The organism is Algoriphagus litoralis (genome assembly GCF_003259255.1).
Taxonomy (GTDB): Bacteria; Bacteroidota; Bacteroidia; order Cytophagales; family Cyclobacteriaceae; genus Algoriphagus; species Algoriphagus litoralis.
Genome location: NZ_QGOL01000015.1, coordinates 1 through 17,620 on the forward strand (window position 1 = coordinate 1; position 17,620 = coordinate 17,620).

The window sequence follows — 17,620 nt, forward strand, 5'->3', positions numbered from 1 at the left end:
CCAAAAATCGGGGGCTAGTCTAGTATAGGGTATTTTTGGTGACAAACTCATTGGATATTCCTTCAATCCATATTCTTTTTGGCCACCGTCCAACCCTCATTTAAGGATAGTCCTGGTGTTTTTCCTTTAAATAGTTTTCCAGCCTCTTGGTCTCCTTGAAGCTGCCACTTGTACCACGCAGTAGCTACTCGGGCAAATTCCCCGCCATATGGCTGTCCATAGGTTCCTCCATGTCCGACATCCAGATTGCCTACGAAAATGGGCACATGATTTATCCGCTCATAATCATCCATTCCATTGCTATAGGCGATATCGGATTTGCCTCCGAGTAAGTACAATGTTGGAACTTTTATGTTATTTAACTGGGCCTTGGTTACTTGGGGCATTCCGGGCATCCCTCCGCCTGGATTTCCCAACACTCCGCTGTTGAAAACGCCAACAGTGGTGATGCGCGGATCACCAGCGACCTCCAGTGTTTGAAGTCCACCACAGGACATGCCACTGACGGCTATGTTTTTGATATCAATCTTTTGGAAATAGGGACTTTTTGGATCGGAATTTTGTGCGATGGCCCAGTCCATAGCATCCAGGAGTTTCTGGGATTTGGACCGAACATCAGTTTGCTTGGGCATTGTGCCGATGGCGATAACCAAAAAGCCATGAGAGGCAATTTCATTTAGAAAGTTGACATGCTCCCACGGTGAATCAAAACAGGCACCGTTTCCCCAGGCTATGATGGGCAACTTGCTGTTGGTGCCAAATTTTGACAAATCCTGAGGTTGAAAAAGGGTATGTCCAGGTAAGGATGCAGCACTGGTCATAGTAGCCGGATGAGCTCCTGTGCCTCCATTTTCGATGATTTGAGATTGAAAGACAAGGTTTTTCGTAAAAAATGGCAAAGCCTTCGTCTGAATTCGCTCCGCAATCCGATTGAGGTGGTCGCCTTCATAACTTTCATAAAAGTGATTGATTTGGTAAGAATCCAAAACCTCATGCAGATTTTTGGTAGCAGCACTGATTCCCTGATCCTGTAATCCAGCATCTATGCCGATGGCTTTGAGTTTTTTCAGATTCAAGATGTACTGGTCTACGAAATTGAGAGTACGGTTCGCAATGATTTTATTGATGACGTCCTGCTGAGGTTCGCCGTTCTTTGCCGGTAGATCCAGGTAAAGGGGAGGGTTTTTGGGGTTGGGAGCAAAAGCTGCCGAGGTAGCCAAGGCCGCAATTTCAAAAAAAGAGATTCCCTGAAGCTGATCTGGAGTTAAGGTTTCAAGTTTTTTCATCAATTCAGGATTGGTAGATGCTCCACCGTCCATGCAGCACGGACTGAGTGCATAGATGGAGGAATAGACCTCAGGATATTTCATCCCCAAGCGCAAGGTACCATAGCCACCCATGGAGTGTCCAGCCAGTCCACGACTTTCCTTTTTTGGCAAAGTTCTATACTTGGCGTCGATGTGGCTGACGAGTTCTTTGGCTACAAAGGTTTCCCAATCCCCGATGGTGGCAGAGCTTGCATACATGCTTCCCTTGAAGCGGTTGTAGGCATTGGGCATGACCACGATCATCTCTTGGGACAGGCCTTCAGCTAAAGATTGCTCGATTACATCCTGCAGGTTGATCCAGTGCTTTTCCCAACCAAACCACTGGGAATCGGTATCAGTGAATCCATGAAGCATGTAAAGTACGGGGTAGCGCTTTTCTGGACTGGACGCATAGGAGGGAGGGAGATATACCGTCACATCCCGATCAGCTGGATCTCCGATGAGATTCCCTTCGAGTGCTTTGCTATGCAGTTTGATTCGTTCTTTGGTGCCTTTTTGAGCGAAGGTGGAAAATGCTCCCAAGCAAATCAGCAGCATAATGAGGAAATTTCTTTTCATAGGTTTGTGGGTTTAGGTTGGTAGGCTTACGATTACTTGGACCTAGGTAATGGATTAATTTTCGAATTCGAGATAGAAATCGAAGAAGGGAAGCATTTGGTTGGGAATTCGGCCTTCTTCTGTATAAATGTTATCCACGTGAGTGCCGATATATTCTTCAGCAAAATGTGTAATACCTACATTTTCCAATCGCTGACTGAACATCTGGCACATGATGGTGAACCGGTCTCCAGCATTTCGCCCCCAATCCATTTTGATAGCTTTGAGCTTTTTTAGGTTTTCCAGATTTTCATCGATCATGTGAAGCGGGAGGTTTTCGTACCATTTTTCCAATACCGCGGGATCAGTGATCAAGTTGTTCCCCTCGAATCGGAAAGGGAGATCGCAATAGAAGGGCGCTTTGTTAGGGTTTGGAGACCAGGATCTTCCGAAGGCTACAATGACTTTTCCGAAATAGGTCTTATTCAATTCTTCTAAAGTAGTGATGCGGGAAAGTTCCCTATAAGTATCACTGTTGGGGCCATACTCTCGCACGATGGTGAGAGCACCGGGACTCAATGCATACACAGTGCTGAAAATGTCAGGATGGTGCATGGAGATTTTCAGAGCGCCATAGCCTCCCATACTATGTCCAGTGATGCCTCTGCTTTCCTTGTTCGCGATGGTCCGGTAGGTTTCATCGATATGCTTGACCAAGTCATATGCGGTAAAGTCCTCCCAATTGCCAAACAGGCCTGAATTGCTGTAAAAACTCCCGTCGTAGCTTGTTTTCTGATCAGGGATGACCAGAATAAAGGGTCTGATTTTGCGTGTTTGAATGCCAAAATCCAAGAGCCCGGCCATCCGATCCAGCATTCGATTGTCCCCCATAAACCCATGTAAGAAGTAAATCACCGGATACCGTTTGCTGCTGTTTTGGTAGCCTGGAGGCAGGTAAACCGAGATTGCACGGGTGGGATTTTCTCCCATCGAATTTTCGAGACTTTTGGAATACAGCGAGGTGGTGACTACCTCTCCATTTTCATTTTGGGCAAAAGCTGGCTTGTGGAATATTCCAAAACTACCTATCAAAATAAGTAGCGAAATAACTGGAAGTAGGCGTTTAGGTTTGGAAATCATTGGGTTTATCAAATGAAAATGTGCGGCACTTATTATTGTCTCAATTTGTGAAAATAGGATAATACAGGAATAAATCCAATCGCTTGCGCTCTGCTGCTGGGATTAAAGAATTTGTCTTCAGAGAGAGGAATGGATGAATTCTAGGGGGTGAATGTTTGATTTATCTATGAATCAGCCTTGGGGAACCTGATGGAAAACAGTTCCATTGCTGCCCGAATTTCAATTCGTCACCTACAACACAAACTTCATTTGCCATTCCCCCCCACCCAAAGTATCTTTGTACTTGAATCAAAAATGCTTTAACCGTGCCAAACAAAACCGTCAAAGTAGGTCTGGTCCAGCTCAGTTGCTCTGGGAACGTGACCGAAAATATGGAGAAAACCATCGCAGGTGTCCGCACCGCAGCCCAGAAAGGTGCTCAGGTAGTGGTCCTCCAGGAACTTTTTAGATCACTCTACTTCTGCGATGTGGAGGATTACGAAAACTTCAAACTCGCCGAAGCCATCCCTGGCCCTTCCACCGACTCACTCGGTGCTTTGGCAAAGGAACTTGGGGTGGTTATCGTGGCCTCTCTTTTTGAAAAGCGGGCAGAAGGGCTCTACCACAACACCACCGCAGTCTTGGATGCAGATGGTACTTACCTTGGTAAATACCGAAAAATGCATATTCCGGATGATCCGGGCTATTTTGAAAAGTTTTACTTTACCCCTGGAGACTTGGGATACAAGGTTTTCCCAACCAAATTTGGCAAGATTGGCGTCTTGATCTGTTGGGATCAGTGGTATCCGGAAGCTGCTCGAATCACTGCACTGAAAGGAGCAGATTTCTTGGTCTATCCGACAGCAATCGGCTGGGCCTTGCATCAGGATGAGCAAACCAATGACGACCAATACAATGCTTGGCAGACGATTCAACGCTCTCACTCAGTAGCCAACGGCATTCCGGTAGTTTCTGTGAACCGAACAGGAATTGAAGGTCCGATGCAGTTTTGGGGTGGATCTTTTGTGTCCAACGCTTTTGGTCGAGTAACCTACAAAGCTCCCCATTTGGAGGAAGAGGTTCACGTAGAGGAATTGGACCTGACGGGTTCGGATCGATACAGAACACACTGGCCTTTCTTGAGAGACAGACGCATCGACTCCTATGACCCGATCACCAAGCGATACCTAGACGAAGAATAAGCCATGCGTGATGTTTTTGAACTCGCCCGGTCTGGTGCGGCCACTCCGGCGGAACTGGGCTATTACTTTCCTGCAGAATTTGCACCCCAGGAATCCATGTGGCTAAGTTGGCCACACAAGGAAGAGAGCTGGCCCGGAAAAATTGAGACCATCTTTGCGCCCTATTCACAGTTTGTCACAGAGGTAGCCAAAGGCCAAAAAGTCAACATCAACGTGGCTGATGAAGCGTTAAAAGCATTTGCTTTGGCACATCTCGAAAAAGCAGGTGCAGATCTGAGCAAAATCACCTTCCACTTTTTTCCGACCAATGATGCCTGGTGCCGTGATCATGGTCCTGCATTTCTCATCAATCCCAAGGCAGAATACAAAAAAGCATTAGTGAAGTGGCAATACAATGCTTGGGGAGAAAAATATCCTCCTCACGATCTCGATAATCTGATTCCTCTGCACATAGCTGCGCATCTGGGTATCCCATGCTTCAAGCCGGGGATTGTGATGGAAGGCGGTTCGGTGGAATTCAACGGGAGAGGAACCTTGCTTACTTCCACTGCCTGTCTGCTAAATGAAAACCGAAATCCCCACCTGAACCAAGCACAGATCGAACAATACCTCTGTGACTATTATGGAGTAAAGCACATTCTCTGGGTGGAAGACGGAATCATCGGTGATGATACAGACGGCCATATTGATGATATCACCCGCTTTGTCAATGCTGATACCGTGGTGACTGTGGTGGAAGAAAATACCTCCGATGAAAATCACGCCATCTTGGAAGAAAACCTGAAGCTTCTCAAAAAGATGCGGCTGGAAAATGACAAACAGCTCAATATTATCGAGTTACCGATGCCATCACCGGTGGTCTATGAAGATCAACGGCTTCCCGCCTCCTATGCCAATTTCTACATTGGAAATGAGGTAGTAGTGGTACCAACCTTCCGGGACAAAAATGATCAGCGTGCTTTGGATATTTTGACTGGATGTTTTCCTGGAAGAAAAGTGATTGGAATCGACAGCACAGATATTATCTGGGGATTGGGTTCATTTCATTGCTTGAGTCAGCAGGAACCCGCAGTTTAGTAGGTAGTGCTCAGTCTCAGTAGGCAGAAAATCAAGTAAGAAATCTGAAAAAAGGTAATCCAGAATGATTGCCTTTTTTCATTTTTAAGGATCACAGGAAAATTAGCAACTTGGTGTATTTGTGACCAAAAATTTTATCGATTGGACTCGCTGATCCAGTGAAACTGTCGCTCAGCGAGCGGGAAATGCCGGTTCAGTTTTTTCAGGACAACATAGAGCGAATCTTCTGACTTTTTTCCCTGTAAGATCAGTTTTCCTTCTTCTGATAAGTCCATCTGGAAGTTTGCAATGGGAGATTCTCTAGTGGAAAGTTTCCAAGTCAAGGTTTTTCCCAAACTATCCGGTTCATAATTAAAATAAGCCCTACCATAGCGCATCCACATGGTTGAGTCATTTGCTGAGACGCTTCCGGCTCCATTGTAGTCAAAAATCACATCGCGCCAGCGGAGTGAGTCCACGAGACTTTCGGGAATGGTATCTCCATTTTTTACATACAGTTCGACATGATACATTCCAGGCTGTATAGGATCTAAGACCCGTAAATTAGTCTGGTGGTACTCTTTGTAGTAATTGTAATAGTTCATACCTGCAAAGCCAAAGCTGAACAGGATGAATGCTGATTTTACCAGAATCCGAGATATCTTTTCCCGCTTATTGATAAAAGTCTTTTCAAAAAGTGAGGAGGGGAGGGCGGTTTTGTTCTGGACGAAAAAAGCAAAAAGTCGTTCTCTTTCCTGCCAAGCCAAGAAAATACTGGCTGCCAATAAATTCATAGAAAAAATTTTTACGGGGATGTCATAGCTCAGATTAAGCATTACTACGTTTCCAAAAACGCCAATAGCGAGTAATGCTCCAAGAAGAGCAGTTTTTCGCCAGATTAGCAGCAAAGCCACCAATACTTCTGCTATTCCTGAGAAAATCTGGTAAGGTCCGCTGTATCCGATAAACATCCACGAAAAGCGCATCGGCAAATAGTCGCCTAATGGAGTGGCCAGTTGACTCATATTTGGGAAATGCATCTGCATCGCAAATACCTTCAAGATGCCATAGCTAAATGCAATACCAGCCAGAGAATACCGAATCAGGATGCAAAGCCAGTAATGAAGTCGTGGATATGCCACTTTTTTTCTGTCAAAGACAGACCAAATTATAGCACCTACAATCCCCAAAATCAAGATAGTGAACTGAAAGGCCCATCCGAAACTCGTATCTCCACTTCCTCCTCCCATCTCATTCAGCCGTGGACGGATAAAAAACAGATGATCATTTAAAAAATACGCAAGGGCATTCACCGGGATTTTGAGCAACATGCCGAGCGATTGAAAACCTGGTATGCCTGCGAGGATATCGAGGGGATTGAAAAAAATAAGGTAATAAATGAAGGCAAAACGAAATGAGAAAAGTCCAAAAAATGACCAGTTTGGTTGAGTTATTGGTTTCATAGAGGGCTGATTATTTAATCCTAAAATATCAAAAAATAGTGATCAATAGGAAAGGCTCCAAAATGTCAGCTTCGTATCCATTGCAGGAAGATTTCATTTTCACCCCTATCCCAAGGAAAATCTGCGGGATAGATGGCCCTCGCTCTAAAATATTCCTTAATTTCAAAGCAAATACCCAATCCTATGGAAGAACCAATTTTGGAGAAAAAGAAGAATAAGGATAAAACCGAACGGGAGCGACAGACTTTTTATCGGGTTACCTTCAAAAACAATTGTAATCTACTCCAAATCGCTGATAATAAAGCTAATATCATCATCAGTATTAATGCGTTGGTGATCTCATCGACCATAGCAATTTTGGGCTATGGATCAATGTCTCATTTGATTGAAATCAACTCTCCGCTCACTATTATCCCGATCATCCTGTTTTTAGCAGTCATCCTTACCTCGACCATGCTGGCCGTACAAGCAGCTAAACCTTCTATCATTGGCAAAGCAAAAAATGGACAAAGACCTCAAAAATCCAGCTTGATGTTCTTTGGCGAAAGCTCCAGATATACTATGGAGGACTATCTGGAAGAAACTCGTAAAATGCTAGTAGCAAAGGAATCGATCCAGGACCACATGTCTGTATCGTTGTATTACCAGGGCAAAGTCTTGGACAGGAAGTACAAATTGATCCGAAAAGCATATGAAGTTTTTGTGTTGGGTTTAGGAATAGGAATCGTATTGTTCATCGGAGTTTTACTTTTTTAGCTAAAACTATGAAAAATACCGCCTTTCTGGTTGAGCGGTAGGTTGATTGTAATCCCATAGGTGCATATTTATAGTCCGCCTACTGTAACCCACAATACACCCGTAGCATCATGTTAGCTTTAGTATTAAATCTTTTTTTCGTATTCCAATCCCAGCAGACTTTTCCCGATAGCATACAAAATTTAATCTCCAAATCAGACAATGATTCGCTCAAAGCTGTCCTTTTTTATGATTTGGGGAAGCACTACTATGGGATAGACCAAGATACTGCTATCTATTTTGCCCAAAATTCGATTCTCCTCGCGGAAAAGCTTGGATTAAAAAAATTGAAGGGGAATTCCTTAAATATCCAAGGTGTCGCTTATTTGATTAGATCCGACTATGAAGATGCCTTGGCTGCTCATCTGGAAGCGCTCAAGATTCGTGAAGATCTCCAAGATTCTACCGGAATGTTAGAATCCAATCTCAACATCGGGAATGTATACTACCGCAATGGAGAAATGGGAAAGGCTGCTGAAATGTATGAAAAAGCCCTTGTCTATGGAATAGCAACTAATAATCTCCGTGGGCAATCCCTGATTTTCAACAACCTCGGAAATTATCACAGTGACCGATATGCCCAAAATCAAAGTCAGCAGGATTATGACTTGGCCATGAGTTATTTGCAGCAATCGCTCAAATTGAAGGAAGAATTGCAGGATTTTAGAGGATCAGTAAAAACGCTTACCCAGCTGGCATCACTAAGCCAAAAGAGTGACAGAGCCAAAGCCGGTGGATACTTGGTTAGGGCCCTTTCTATTGCAGATTCAAATCAAGACATCGAAAATAAACTAGCTGTATTGAATGAGCTCTCCAACTACTATTTGGAGGTTGATGATTACGATCAGGTGGAAAAATACGGTCTACAGGCATATCGAATTGCCAAAGAAGCGGATTCCCCTTTTTATATTTCCATAGCAGCAGAATATCTGATCGAAGCGGCTCAAGGTAAAAATGATTTCAAAAAGGCGTTCGAATATTTGACCGCAAAAACAGAAGCCGATAAAGTCCTATTCAATGAAAATCGTCAAAAAGTACGTGAGGAACTCCTCATTCAATACGAATCTGAAAAGAAGGAGCTGGAAAACCAGCAGTTGATTCAAGCAAAACAATTGTCAGATCTTTCGCTTCGAAGAAGAAACGAACTACTCCTAGGATCGGGTATCCTACTTGTCTTTTTTGGTATTCTGGTCTGGGTTCAAAAAAGAAACCACCGCAAGCTAAAGCGGGCTCATGAGCAGCTTGAATCGGCTCATCTTCTTGCGCAAAATCAGACCTTGCAAATAAAAGCTCAGGCTGAAAGCCTCAATGAAACTAATCAAGCGCTGAGCAAAGCGAACCGATTTCGGGATAAGATTTTCTCAGTGATTTCACATGACCTGAGAGCTCCATTTTCCTCACTTCATAGCATCATCAATCTCTGGGATAAGAAAATGCTCAACGAAGAAGAACTTCAGGAAGTCATGCCCTTGATTGCAAGGGATACCCATTCACTTTCGCAGATGCTCCACAATTTGCTGATGTGGTCCAGGGAACAGATGGGAATGGAAGAACTTCAGCTCAGTGAATTTGAACTGGGGCAACTCGTCAATGAAACTGCTAGCTTGTTGAAGCCCCAGATAGCACATAAAAATCTGGAATTTATCCATGATGAAAGTAAAAAAATAACTGTCCTCTCTGATCGTGAGCGATTGAAGTTTATTGTGAGGAATATTTTGATGAATGCGATCAAATACACGCCAGAAGGTGGTAGTGTGGTGGTAGACTATCCTCAGGAAAATGAAATCAGAATTGCTGACAAAGGTTGTGGAATGACTTCAGAAATGATTTCAAAGCTGTTTTCGGATCGGGTTAATTCCAGGAAAGGAACAGAAGGTGAACCTGGAACTGGAATCGGTCTGATGCTCAGCCAGGAATTTGCCGAGAGTCTTGGGGCCAAAATCCTAGTAGAAAGTGAAGTGGGAGCGGGGACCACATTTCGAGTGGTATTGAAGGAAAAGAATTAATTTCCTCCATTCAAAATGGCGTTTCCACCAGCTGGCTTTACATCATAGATTACGTAGGCTCCTTTGTTATCGCTTTGGATTTCTAAGGATTGGCTTTCTTTTCCTTGTATGACTTGAGCGGAAGTCCAATCAGCGGGAATGTAGGTTTTCAACGTCAAAGGAACTGAATAGACCAGTGGATCAAGGTTTAAGTTCAAGCCAATGGTTATGCTGTCTTTTTTCACCTTTGAGGAGACTTCAGTGGCTTTTCGCTCTCGCAGGTATTTGGTGACATCCCGGAAGGTAGCGATCCACAAATCCTGCTCCTTAGCTTTCATATAAGAGAAATATTCCACGAGTTCAGGTCGTGTTTTTGGTTCCCAGCCCAAGTTTTCGATTCCATGAAATACCAGCACCAACCAATTATTATCATGTGTCATAACGGTGTCAACCCAAGCTTTCATCTGGTTGATATCAATTCGGGTCACTGGACCGCGCTGCCACTGAATATATTCTTTAGCTGACTCACCTGGGGTCATTTTACTGCCTCGGTTGATTTCTTCTAACCATTCCTCAGGCATTCGGTTGCGAAGTGATGGGTAGACTTTGTGCGCATATTCCATCACCCGTTCATTTTCGGTGCCATACGGGCCTTCGGCGCTGAATATGGATTCCGGACCTATGAACTTGAGCAAATCAGCCTTGCTTTGTTTTAATTCATAAAGCAAGTTGACCTCATCCAAAACTGCAAGTCTCGGATGTGTGACAGTATGGGATGCGATTTCATGGCCTTGAGCAGCATAGGATTTGTATTGGTCCCAAGTGGTGGTATCTTCTATATTGTTATGAAAAACCACATCGTCTGTATCCTTCATTGTCCCATTTCTGATTTTCTCGTATCCTTCATCGATTAGCGCGTAGGCTTCGGTCACTTTTCCCTGTTCAAAAAGCGATCCCGCGCGCGCATGATACTCCTCTGCTTCGCTTGTTCCTGTGAATGCAATTAAGGATGCCCGCTCAAAAAAGTTGGTGGAATCTGTTTTGATTTGAGCGGTCTCTTGAATGATTTCCCGAGGATCTCTTCCGATAAATTTCCCTTTGCCGGAACCTTCTACTTTGCCCGTGATTATATAGAAAGTTGCCGGCAACCCGAGGCTATCCATGATAGGTTTGGCAATGGTGAATTGGTTGACGATTCCGTCATCGTAGGTGACTGAGATAGCGCCCTTTTTATTTCCCTGAAACTTCGTGATCTCCGTTTGACCAAGGATTGGATCTGTTTGGGTGCAGGATACCTGGGTAAGTGAAATGAGAAGTAGGGCAATGATCGTTTTCATTTTGGGTAGGATGATATCGATCTAAGGTGTTGAAAAAGTGGCGAAATACTCAAACCGCTGGTCAAGTTTTAGATTTTGGTCCGCTTTAAAAAAACAAAAGCCCGGCGAATGGCCGAGCTTTTGTTTTACTTCATTCATCTTTTTTCAATACGTGTATTTCACATAAACCCGCTTGGTAAGCGTTTGGTCGTCAGTCTCGATTAACATATCCGAAGACTCGGCCATCGCTACTTTGGCATTCATGCCGTACATTGGTTGAGGTCTATAGTTTGGTTCCAAAGTTACGCTGAACACTCGGAGGCCACGAAGCGCAAGTGTGTTTCCGATCAACATTGCACGAGACTCTGCATCTTTCAAGGCATCAGTTAACAGCGCATCTTCCAGAGACTTTCGGGTAGCTTCAGAAATTCCGAAGTGTAAATTGTAACTCATATCTCCAGCTTCACCGATTGCATCTACAATTTTCTGCAGATCCTCATTTGTAGCGGATGTGACTATCCTTAGGTTTTGACGAGCCACATAGCCATTGTCACTGGACACACCATTTTGGTAGATTCTGTTGACATCCACTGAGTAATTATCAGCCACCAGTTTATAGTCTTTGATTCTGGCTTTTTTCAATGCATCCGCAAGAGTTTGGGTTTTCTTGTTGAGGACATTGACTGCATCATTGACTTTCATTGCCTTTTCTTCCAGATTTATGGAAAATATTGCCTCGTCTGCAGCGATTTTTCGCTCGGCATAGCCTTCTACTTCGATGATAGGAACTTGTTGGATTTGCTGCGCAAAAACAGGTGCTGCAAGCAAAATGGCGAAAATTGGAATAAGGATTCGTTTCATCTTTTTGTGAGTTGAGTTTCAAATTTTCAAATTCATATCGAGAAAAGCGCATTTTTCTAGTCGTTTTCGACAGGAATTCAGTCATACTAGTCAAAAGACGATCCAAAATTCAAATGGCGACAACCGGGGATCTATTTTGAATCCGAATTAGGAAAAATTAAGAATCTCAGTTGATCCAATCCAGGATATTGAAGTTTACCCAATGTATTTCTTGCCGAGTTCCTCTACCAGATTAAGGTACATTTCAGTTGCCTCTGCTTTGCTTTTACCTTTGAATGCCAGCCAGCTATTGTATTTGGCGGCAGCTTTAAAATCAAAACCGCCAGGTCTTTCGGTTTCATTGTCTCCTTGGGTGGCCTGTTTGTACAGTCCATAGAGTTTCAGCAACTCTTCATTGCTTGGTTTACTTGTGAATTTCTGTGTTAAGGCGAAAGCTTCTTCAAGCGTAGTTGGCTTCATTATTCGATAGTTTGGTTTTTCTATTGGCTTTCCTGCCAAAGGGCAGTCAGGTGAAATGCTTCAATCAATCATTCTTCAGGTTAGCAAGATGGATTCAATTTTGCTTTGGAAAGAAAACTGATTGACTTGATTGGAGTTTCCAAAAATGGTGCTAAAATTCCAAATCAAAATGTAGTTAAATAAAAAAAGCCATCTTAAGGATGGCTTTTTTTTAGAATCGATGGTTTTTCGATTTATCTTTTGTTCATGCTCACGTAGTCACGCTCGTTGGCGCCAACATAGACCTGTCTAGGTCTTCCGATTGGTTCGCCATTTTCTCGCATTTCTTTCCATTGAGCGATCCAGCCTGGAAGTCTTCCCAATGCAAACATCACCGTAAACATGTCAGTAGGAATACCTAAAGCTCTGTAGATGATTCCGGAGTAAAAATCCACATTTGGATATAATTTTCTATCGATAAAATACTGGTCATGAAGCGCTGCATATTCCAGTTCTTTCGCAATTTCCAAAATCGGGTCTTTTACACCCAGTTTTTCTAAAACGTCGTCAGCTGCTTTTTTAATGATTTTTGCTCTAGGATCGAAGTTTTTGTACACTCTGTGACCAAAACCCATTAAGCGGAAAGGATCATTTTTATCCTTTGCTTTATCGAGGTATTTCTTCGCATCTCCGCCGTCAGCTTTGATCGCTTCGAGCATTTCAATCACGGATTGGTTGGCACCGCCATGCAGTGGTCCCCATAGCGCATTGATACCTGCAGAAATTGACGCATAGATTGAGGCTTGGGAAGACCCAACGATTCTCACAGTGGATGTAGAGCAGTTTTGCTCATGGTCCGCATGAAGAATAAGGAGCTTGTCCAATGCGGATGAAACGATAGGATCTACTTCATATTTTTCTGCAGGAAGCGCAAACATCATCTTCAAGAAGTTGGAACAATAATCCAGTGTATTGTCTGGATAATTGACCGGATGTCCCATTTCGTTTTTATAGGCCCAAGCTGCAAACGTTGGCATCTTAGCCAAAAGTCTGATAATGCTCAAGTCCACCTCTTCTTTACTCCTGTTTGGATGCAGGGAGTCGGGATAGAAAGCGGTCAATGAACAGATCAAGGAAGAAAGTACTCCCATCGGATGCGCATTGGACGGAAAGCCTTCCAGTATTTTTTTGATGTCCTCGTGAACAAGCGTATGGTGGGTGATGTCTACATTGAATGCTTCATACTGAGTTTGTGTAGGAAGTTCACCGTAGATCAAAAGGTAGGCTACTTCCAGAAAAGTGGATTTTTCGGCAAGGTCTTCGATTCTGTAGCCCCGGTATCTTAAGATTCCTTCTTCACCATCCAAAAAAGTTATCGCACTTTTGGTAGCACCGGTGTTTTTGTAACCTGGATCAAGGGTGATTAATCCGGTTGTGTCGCGGAGCTTTCCAATTTCGATGGCATTTTCATTTTCAGAACCTGTAACCACAGGGAATTCAAATTCTTGACCTTTGTAGGACAATTTGGCGGAGTCAGACATATAGCGTTTTTTGGATTGCTTTTAGTATAATACATCAAAAGATGCCCTTAAGTTAATAAAATGGAATCTTTTTTAGGGATAATATTGTATGGGATGGCCAAATATTATTTCGAAAGCGATTTCGAAGATTTAGGCGATTAAGTTGACCCCGAAATCAATTAATAATCCTTTTGAAATTGAAAATTAGATTTTATAAAACCTGCATTTAGAAGGCCTGGAATTTAAAAAAAAAGCCCTTAAGGGCTTTTTTTAATCACAGAAATGTTCGAATACCTCCACCAAGTGGTCACCAATCATTTTAGCATTTCTGCCTTCGATATGGTGTCTTTCGATGAAGTGTACCAATTCGCCATCTTTAAACAAGGCCATGGCAGGAGAGGATGGAGGATAAGGTAATACCAGTTCTCTTAGTTTTGCAACCGCCTCACGGTCGTTGCCTGCGAAAACAGTGGCCAAAGTGCTGGGTTTTTTTTCAGCTTGCTCCACAGCATACCTTACACCAGGTCTTGCTGCACCCGCTGCACATCCACATACCGAATTCACGACGACAAGTGTGGTGCCTTTGTGGTTTGGACCCAAGTGTTCAGCTACTTGCTCTGCAGTTCTGAATTCTTGGAATCCTACATTTGAAAGTTCTGCCCTCATGGGAGCAATTAGCTCTTCAGGATACATAGTATTGTGTTTTTTTATTTGTTCGTTATTATAAGAAGCCCAATTCAAGCTTTGCAGCCTCAGACATCATATCTTGAGAATAGGGTGGGTCAAAGGTAACTTCTACTTCGACATTATTTACGCCTTGAATCTGCTGAATTTTATCTTTAACCTCAGAAGGAATAAACTCAGCTGAGGGGCAGTTTGGCGAGGTCAGCGTCATTTGGACATAGACATTATTCACAGGATATACGGTGATCTCATAGATCAACCCCAAATCATATACATCTACAGGAATCTCTGGATCATAGACTTGTTTGATTGCCATGACTACCTTATCTCTAAGGTTGGTGCTCTGTCCGCTATCGGTATTGGTTTGTGCTTCCATTTTATGCGTTTTGCTTGGTTTGGAATGCATATGCATATAATTTCATCTGCTTGATCATAGCCGACAGCCCGTTTGAGCGCTGGCTTCCGATGATACTTCCCATTCCGATTCGATCGATAAAATTCAAGTCTGCACTTAGAATCTCTTCTGGCCTGCGATTGTTTAAAACTCGAATCAAAAGTGAGATCAAACCCTTGGTAATATCGGTGTTGGAATCAGCTTGGTAGTGGATTTTGCCATTAACTTCATCAGCGATCAACCAAACTTTAGATTGACATCCTTTGATGATATTTTCTTCTTTTCGCTCATTCTCAGGAAATTCTTCCAGACTTCCCCCAAGCTCCATGATGTAAAAAATGGTAGATTCCTTATCATCTCCAAGAATTTCAAATTCGGATACGATTTCTTCTTGTATGTCTTTAATGCTACTCATTTATTCTTAAATCTTGCAATTTGGGCGACGCCTTCAGCGAGTTTGTCTAGCTCTGATTTGGTATTGTAAACTGCAAAAGAGGCTCTTACAGTTCCTTCTATTCCAAATCTTTTCATCAGAGGCTGGGTGCAATGGTGCCCAGTACGTACTGCGATCCCTTTTGCATCCAGCATTTGCCCTACATCAAAAGGATGCATTCCATTGATATTGAAGGATAAGACAGAAACTTTGTCTGAAGCAGTTCCAACTGGAATAAAGCCTTTGATGTCTTTCATCCTCTCGTTGGCATAAGCCAAAAGGGAATCCTCATGCGCTTTGATCGCTGGTTTTCCAAGTTCTTTTATGAAATCCAAAGCAGATTTGAACGCAATCACATCAGCAATATTCGGAGTTCCAGCCTCAAATTTGAAGGGAATATCATTGTAAGTGGTCTTTTCGAAAGTCACTTCTTTGATCATTTCACCACCACCGAGGAAGGGTGGCATGGACTCAAGAACTTCTCTTTTTCCATATAAAACTCCAAGGCCAGTCGGTCCATACAGCTTATGCGCTGAAAAAGCCATAAAGTCGCAATCCAACTCTTGAACATTGATTTCCAAATGAGAAGTGGACTGTGCGCCATCTAGTAGTACTTTAGCTCCGACAGCATGTGCAGCATCAATCACTTTTTTGACAGGATTGATGGTTCCCAAAGCGTTGGAAGCATGCACGATGCTGACCAATTTTGTTTTTGGGGAAAGTAATTTTTCAAACTCTTCGAAAAGAATTTCACCTGCCTCATTAATTGGAATGATTTTCAGGATCGCACCTTTTTCTTCACATAGCATCTGCCAGGGCACAATATTGGAATGATGCTCCATGGTGGAGATGATGATTTGGTCATTTTTTCCGATGAACTTCCTTCCAAAAGTTTGAGCTACCAGATTGATGCTTTCGGTTGTTCCTTTGGTGAAAATGATCTCTGCTGATTCCCTGGCATGGATAAATTCCCGTACCGAATCACGCGTATTTTCATAATATCGTGTTGCCCGATCTGCCAAAGCATGAGCACCGCGATGGATATTGGAATTGTCATTGCCATAGTAATTGGTCAATGCATCCAGTACCGCTTGAGGCTTTTGAGTTGTAGCTGCGTTATCAAAATAGATCAGAGGCTTCCCATGCACCTCTTGATGAAGTACCGGAAATAAGCCTCGGATCTGATCGATGTTTAAGCTCATGGCTTTAGAATTTGCTTCCTAATCGCTCCTGAACGAGCGTGTCGCAATAGTTGCGGAAGCTTTCTTCTTGTATTTTTTCCAATACTTCTCCTGCAAATGCATACAGCAAAAGTCCTTTTGCCTGCATTTTGTCAATCCCTCTAGCCTGAAGGTAGAAAAGTGCCTCCTCGTCGAGTTGGCCAACCGTACATCCATGGGAGCATTTGACATCATCTGCCCAAATCTCCAATTGTGGTTTGGTATTGATAATGGCATCTTCCGACAAGAGAATGTTATTATTCTGCTGGAAAGCATTGGTTTTCTGAGCATCCTGACGGACAAAGATTTTGCCGTTGAATACGCCTCTGCTTTGATCCGCTAAGATTCCTTTGTACAATTCATGCGATTCTGCATGTGGAATGGTGTGGTCAACATTGGTATGGTTGTCCACATGAGTTTTTCCATTTAAGAGAAAAATCCCAAACATATTCCCTTCAGAGTTACTGCCAAGAAGGTTAAGACTAAGATTATTTCTTACTAAATCGCCTGAAAGTGAAATATTCACTGAAGTGAACCTTGCGTCTTTTTGGATATCTGATTCTATACTGCTTACTTCAATGGCATTCTTACCTTCGTTTTGAAGTCTGTAATAGCTCAGCTGCGTATTAATACCACCTTTAAGTTCAACTACTTTGTTTACAAAATAGGCGGTGTCTCCGAGGCTAATGCTGTGGTCGATAAATGTCACTTCTGCAAAGTCACCTGCTTCGATCCAAACTCGAGGCTGAATCACTTGGCCTTCATTTGCTTGATTAAACGAAAGCAAAAGGATTGGCTTTGCTATTTGTGCTTTTTTTGGAACTGAGATGAAGATGCCATCCTCAAAAGATGCTTGATTCAAAGCTGCAAAAGCATCCTTTTCAGGCTTTGCAATGCTACCAAGAGCCAAATCAGTTTTCTCTGAGATTAAGGAAACTTCAACTCCTTCAATTTTGGAGGAAAGGTTTGGCTGGAATTTTCCATTGGAAAAAACCAAGACATCCCCTTCAAAACCTTCGAAAATTGAGGATTTTACCAATTCTCCAGCAACATCAAAAGTTTGAGCAGCTGTGAATTTGCTGATATTTTGCTCCAGCTTCTTTCCGATGTTGGTAAATTTATATTCTTCAGCTTTCGAAGCAGGAATTCCTTGGACCAAGTAGCTTTCTTTTGCCAATGCTCTGGCAGCTTCGAAGGTTTTGGGAGCTGATTCTAAAAGACTGCTAAATGTATCTTGTTTTGTCAAGGTACTCATGTGTGTTGGTTTTG

The 17,620-nt window shown here is 42.9% G+C and carries 16 protein-coding genes; 4 read left to right on the top strand and 12 right to left on the bottom strand.

Going from position 1 to position 17,620, the window contains the following annotated elements; all coding sequences use genetic code 11:
* Nucleotides 1–62: 62 nt before the first annotated feature.
* Nucleotides 63–1,886 carry an alpha/beta hydrolase-fold protein gene (locus DK188_RS17240; protein ID WP_111672094.1) on the bottom strand — a complete coding sequence of 608 codons (1,824 nt, stop codon included), beginning with the start codon at nucleotides 1,884–1,886 and terminating at the stop codon, nucleotides 63–65.
* Between the two features lie 54 nt (nucleotides 1,887–1,940).
* Nucleotides 1,941–3,005 carry an alpha/beta hydrolase gene (locus tag DK188_RS17245; protein WP_198673040.1) on the bottom strand — a complete coding sequence of 355 codons (1,065 nt, stop codon included), beginning with the start codon at nucleotides 3,003–3,005 and terminating at the stop codon, nucleotides 1,941–1,943.
* Nucleotides 3,006–3,310: 305 nt separating this feature from the next.
* On the opposite strand from DK188_RS17245, the gene DK188_RS17250 reads away from it, so the two are divergent.
* Nucleotides 3,311–4,186 (top strand): carbon-nitrogen hydrolase, encoded by an 876-nt coding sequence (locus DK188_RS17250; protein ID WP_111672095.1) that lies wholly within the window; start codon nucleotides 3,311–3,313, stop codon nucleotides 4,184–4,186.
* A gap of 3 nt (nucleotides 4,187–4,189) precedes the next feature.
* Nucleotides 4,190–5,263 (top strand): agmatine deiminase family protein, encoded by a 1,074-nt coding sequence (locus DK188_RS17255; protein ID WP_111672096.1) that lies wholly within the window; start codon nucleotides 4,190–4,192, stop codon nucleotides 5,261–5,263.
* 134 nt (nucleotides 5,264–5,397) lie between these two features.
* On the opposite strand, the gene DK188_RS17260 is transcribed toward DK188_RS17255, so the two are convergent.
* A complete protein-coding gene (locus DK188_RS17260) occupies nucleotides 5,398–6,705 on the bottom strand; it encodes a hypothetical protein (protein ID WP_111672097.1) in 1,308 nt (435 codons plus the stop codon).
* Between the two features lie 183 nt (nucleotides 6,706–6,888).
* On the opposite strand from DK188_RS17260, the gene DK188_RS17265 reads away from it, so the two are divergent.
* Together DK188_RS17265 and DK188_RS17270 are read left to right on the top strand one after the other, a co-directional pair.
* Nucleotides 6,889–7,461: a Pycsar system effector family protein gene (locus tag DK188_RS17265; protein ID WP_111672206.1), complete on the top strand. Its 573-nt coding sequence runs from the start codon at nucleotides 6,889–6,891 to the stop codon at nucleotides 7,459–7,461.
* Between the two features lie 110 nt (nucleotides 7,462–7,571).
* Nucleotides 7,572–9,506 (top strand): tetratricopeptide repeat-containing sensor histidine kinase, encoded by a 1,935-nt coding sequence (locus tag DK188_RS17270; protein WP_111672098.1) that lies wholly within the window; start codon nucleotides 7,572–7,574, stop codon nucleotides 9,504–9,506.
* On the opposite strand, the gene DK188_RS17275 is transcribed toward DK188_RS17270, so the two are convergent.
* The 9 genes from DK188_RS17275 to sufD form a co-directional block, all read right to left on the bottom strand.
* Nucleotides 9,503–10,822, bottom strand: a complete 1,320-nt coding sequence (locus DK188_RS17275; RefSeq protein ID WP_111672099.1) for a polysaccharide deacetylase family protein — start codon at nucleotides 10,820–10,822, stop codon at nucleotides 9,503–9,505. The genes DK188_RS17270 and DK188_RS17275 overlap by 4 nt on opposite strands.
* A 144-nt stretch (nucleotides 10,823–10,966) precedes the next feature.
* Nucleotides 10,967–11,662, bottom strand: a complete 696-nt coding sequence (locus DK188_RS17280; protein WP_111672100.1) for an SIMPL domain-containing protein — start codon at nucleotides 11,660–11,662, stop codon at nucleotides 10,967–10,969.
* A gap of 195 nt (nucleotides 11,663–11,857) precedes the next feature.
* Nucleotides 11,858–12,121 carry an acyl-CoA-binding protein gene (locus DK188_RS17285; RefSeq protein ID WP_111672207.1) on the bottom strand — a complete coding sequence of 88 codons (264 nt, stop codon included), beginning with the start codon at nucleotides 12,119–12,121 and terminating at the stop codon, nucleotides 11,858–11,860.
* 233 nt (nucleotides 12,122–12,354) lie between these two features.
* Nucleotides 12,355–13,641: a citrate synthase gene (locus DK188_RS17290; protein WP_111672101.1), complete on the bottom strand. Its 1,287-nt coding sequence runs from the start codon at nucleotides 13,639–13,641 to the stop codon at nucleotides 12,355–12,357.
* Between the two features lie 249 nt (nucleotides 13,642–13,890).
* Nucleotides 13,891–14,313, bottom strand: a complete 423-nt coding sequence (locus DK188_RS17295; RefSeq protein ID WP_111672102.1) for a BrxA/BrxB family bacilliredoxin — start codon at nucleotides 14,311–14,313, stop codon at nucleotides 13,891–13,893.
* A gap of 28 nt (nucleotides 14,314–14,341) precedes the next feature.
* Nucleotides 14,342–14,680: a DUF59 domain-containing protein gene (locus DK188_RS17300; RefSeq protein ID WP_111672103.1), complete on the bottom strand. Its 339-nt coding sequence runs from the start codon at nucleotides 14,678–14,680 to the stop codon at nucleotides 14,342–14,344.
* 1 nt (nucleotide 14,681) lies between these two features.
* Complete coding sequence (locus DK188_RS17305; RefSeq protein WP_111672104.1) at nucleotides 14,682–15,113, bottom strand: SufE family protein; 432 nt, start codon at nucleotides 15,111–15,113, stop codon at nucleotides 14,682–14,684.
* The gene (locus DK188_RS17310; protein WP_111672105.1) at nucleotides 15,110–16,333 is read right to left on the bottom strand and encodes a cysteine desulfurase; all 1,224 of its coding nucleotides are present in this window, start codon (nucleotides 16,331–16,333) and stop codon (nucleotides 15,110–15,112) included. Before DK188_RS17310 ends, DK188_RS17305 begins: the two co-directional genes overlap by 4 nt.
* A 4-nt stretch (nucleotides 16,334–16,337) precedes the next feature.
* Nucleotides 16,338–17,606 (bottom strand): Fe-S cluster assembly protein SufD, encoded by a 1,269-nt coding sequence (gene sufD, locus DK188_RS17315; protein ID WP_111672106.1) that lies wholly within the window; start codon nucleotides 17,604–17,606, stop codon nucleotides 16,338–16,340.
* Between the last annotated feature and the right edge of the window lie 14 nt (nucleotides 17,607–17,620).

Bases quoted from the DNA above. Each gene is read 5' to 3' on its own strand.
- DK188_RS17240 (WP_111672094.1), bottom strand. From the start codon at position 1,886: ATGAAAAGAAATTTCCTCATTATGCTGCTGATTTGCTTGGGAGCATTT.
- DK188_RS17245 (WP_198673040.1), bottom strand. From the start codon at position 3,005: ATGATTTCCAAACCTAAACGCCTACTTCCAGTTATTTCGCTACTTATT.
- DK188_RS17255 (WP_111672096.1), top strand. From the start codon at position 4,190: ATGCGTGATGTTTTTGAACTCGCCCGGTCTGGTGCGGCCACTCCGGCG.
- DK188_RS17260 (WP_111672097.1), bottom strand. From the start codon at position 6,705: ATGAAACCAATAACTCAACCAAACTGGTCATTTTTTGGACTTTTCTCA.
- DK188_RS17265 (WP_111672206.1), top strand. From the start codon at position 6,889: ATGGAAGAACCAATTTTGGAGAAAAAGAAGAATAAGGATAAAACCGAA.
- DK188_RS17270 (WP_111672098.1), top strand. From the start codon at position 7,572: ATGTTAGCTTTAGTATTAAATCTTTTTTTCGTATTCCAATCCCAGCAG.
- DK188_RS17275 (WP_111672099.1), bottom strand. From the start codon at position 10,822: ATGAAAACGATCATTGCCCTACTTCTCATTTCACTTACCCAGGTATCC.
- DK188_RS17280 (WP_111672100.1), bottom strand. From the start codon at position 11,662: ATGAAACGAATCCTTATTCCAATTTTCGCCATTTTGCTTGCAGCACCT.
- DK188_RS17285 (WP_111672207.1), bottom strand. From the start codon at position 12,121: ATGAAGCCAACTACGCTTGAAGAAGCTTTCGCCTTAACACAGAAATTC.
- DK188_RS17290 (WP_111672101.1), bottom strand. From the start codon at position 13,641: ATGTCTGACTCCGCCAAATTGTCCTACAAAGGTCAAGAATTTGAATTC.
- DK188_RS17295 (WP_111672102.1), bottom strand. From the start codon at position 14,313: ATGTATCCTGAAGAGCTAATTGCTCCCATGAGGGCAGAACTTTCAAAT.
- DK188_RS17300 (WP_111672103.1), bottom strand. From the start codon at position 14,680: ATGGAAGCACAAACCAATACCGATAGCGGACAGAGCACCAACCTTAGA.
- DK188_RS17305 (WP_111672104.1), bottom strand. From the start codon at position 15,113: ATGAGTAGCATTAAAGACATACAAGAAGAAATCGTATCCGAATTTGAA.
- DK188_RS17310 (WP_111672105.1), bottom strand. From the start codon at position 16,333: ATGAGCTTAAACATCGATCAGATCCGAGGCTTATTTCCGGTACTTCAT.
- sufD (WP_111672106.1), bottom strand. From the start codon at position 17,606: ATGAGTACCTTGACAAAACAAGATACATTTAGCAGTCTTTTAGAATCA.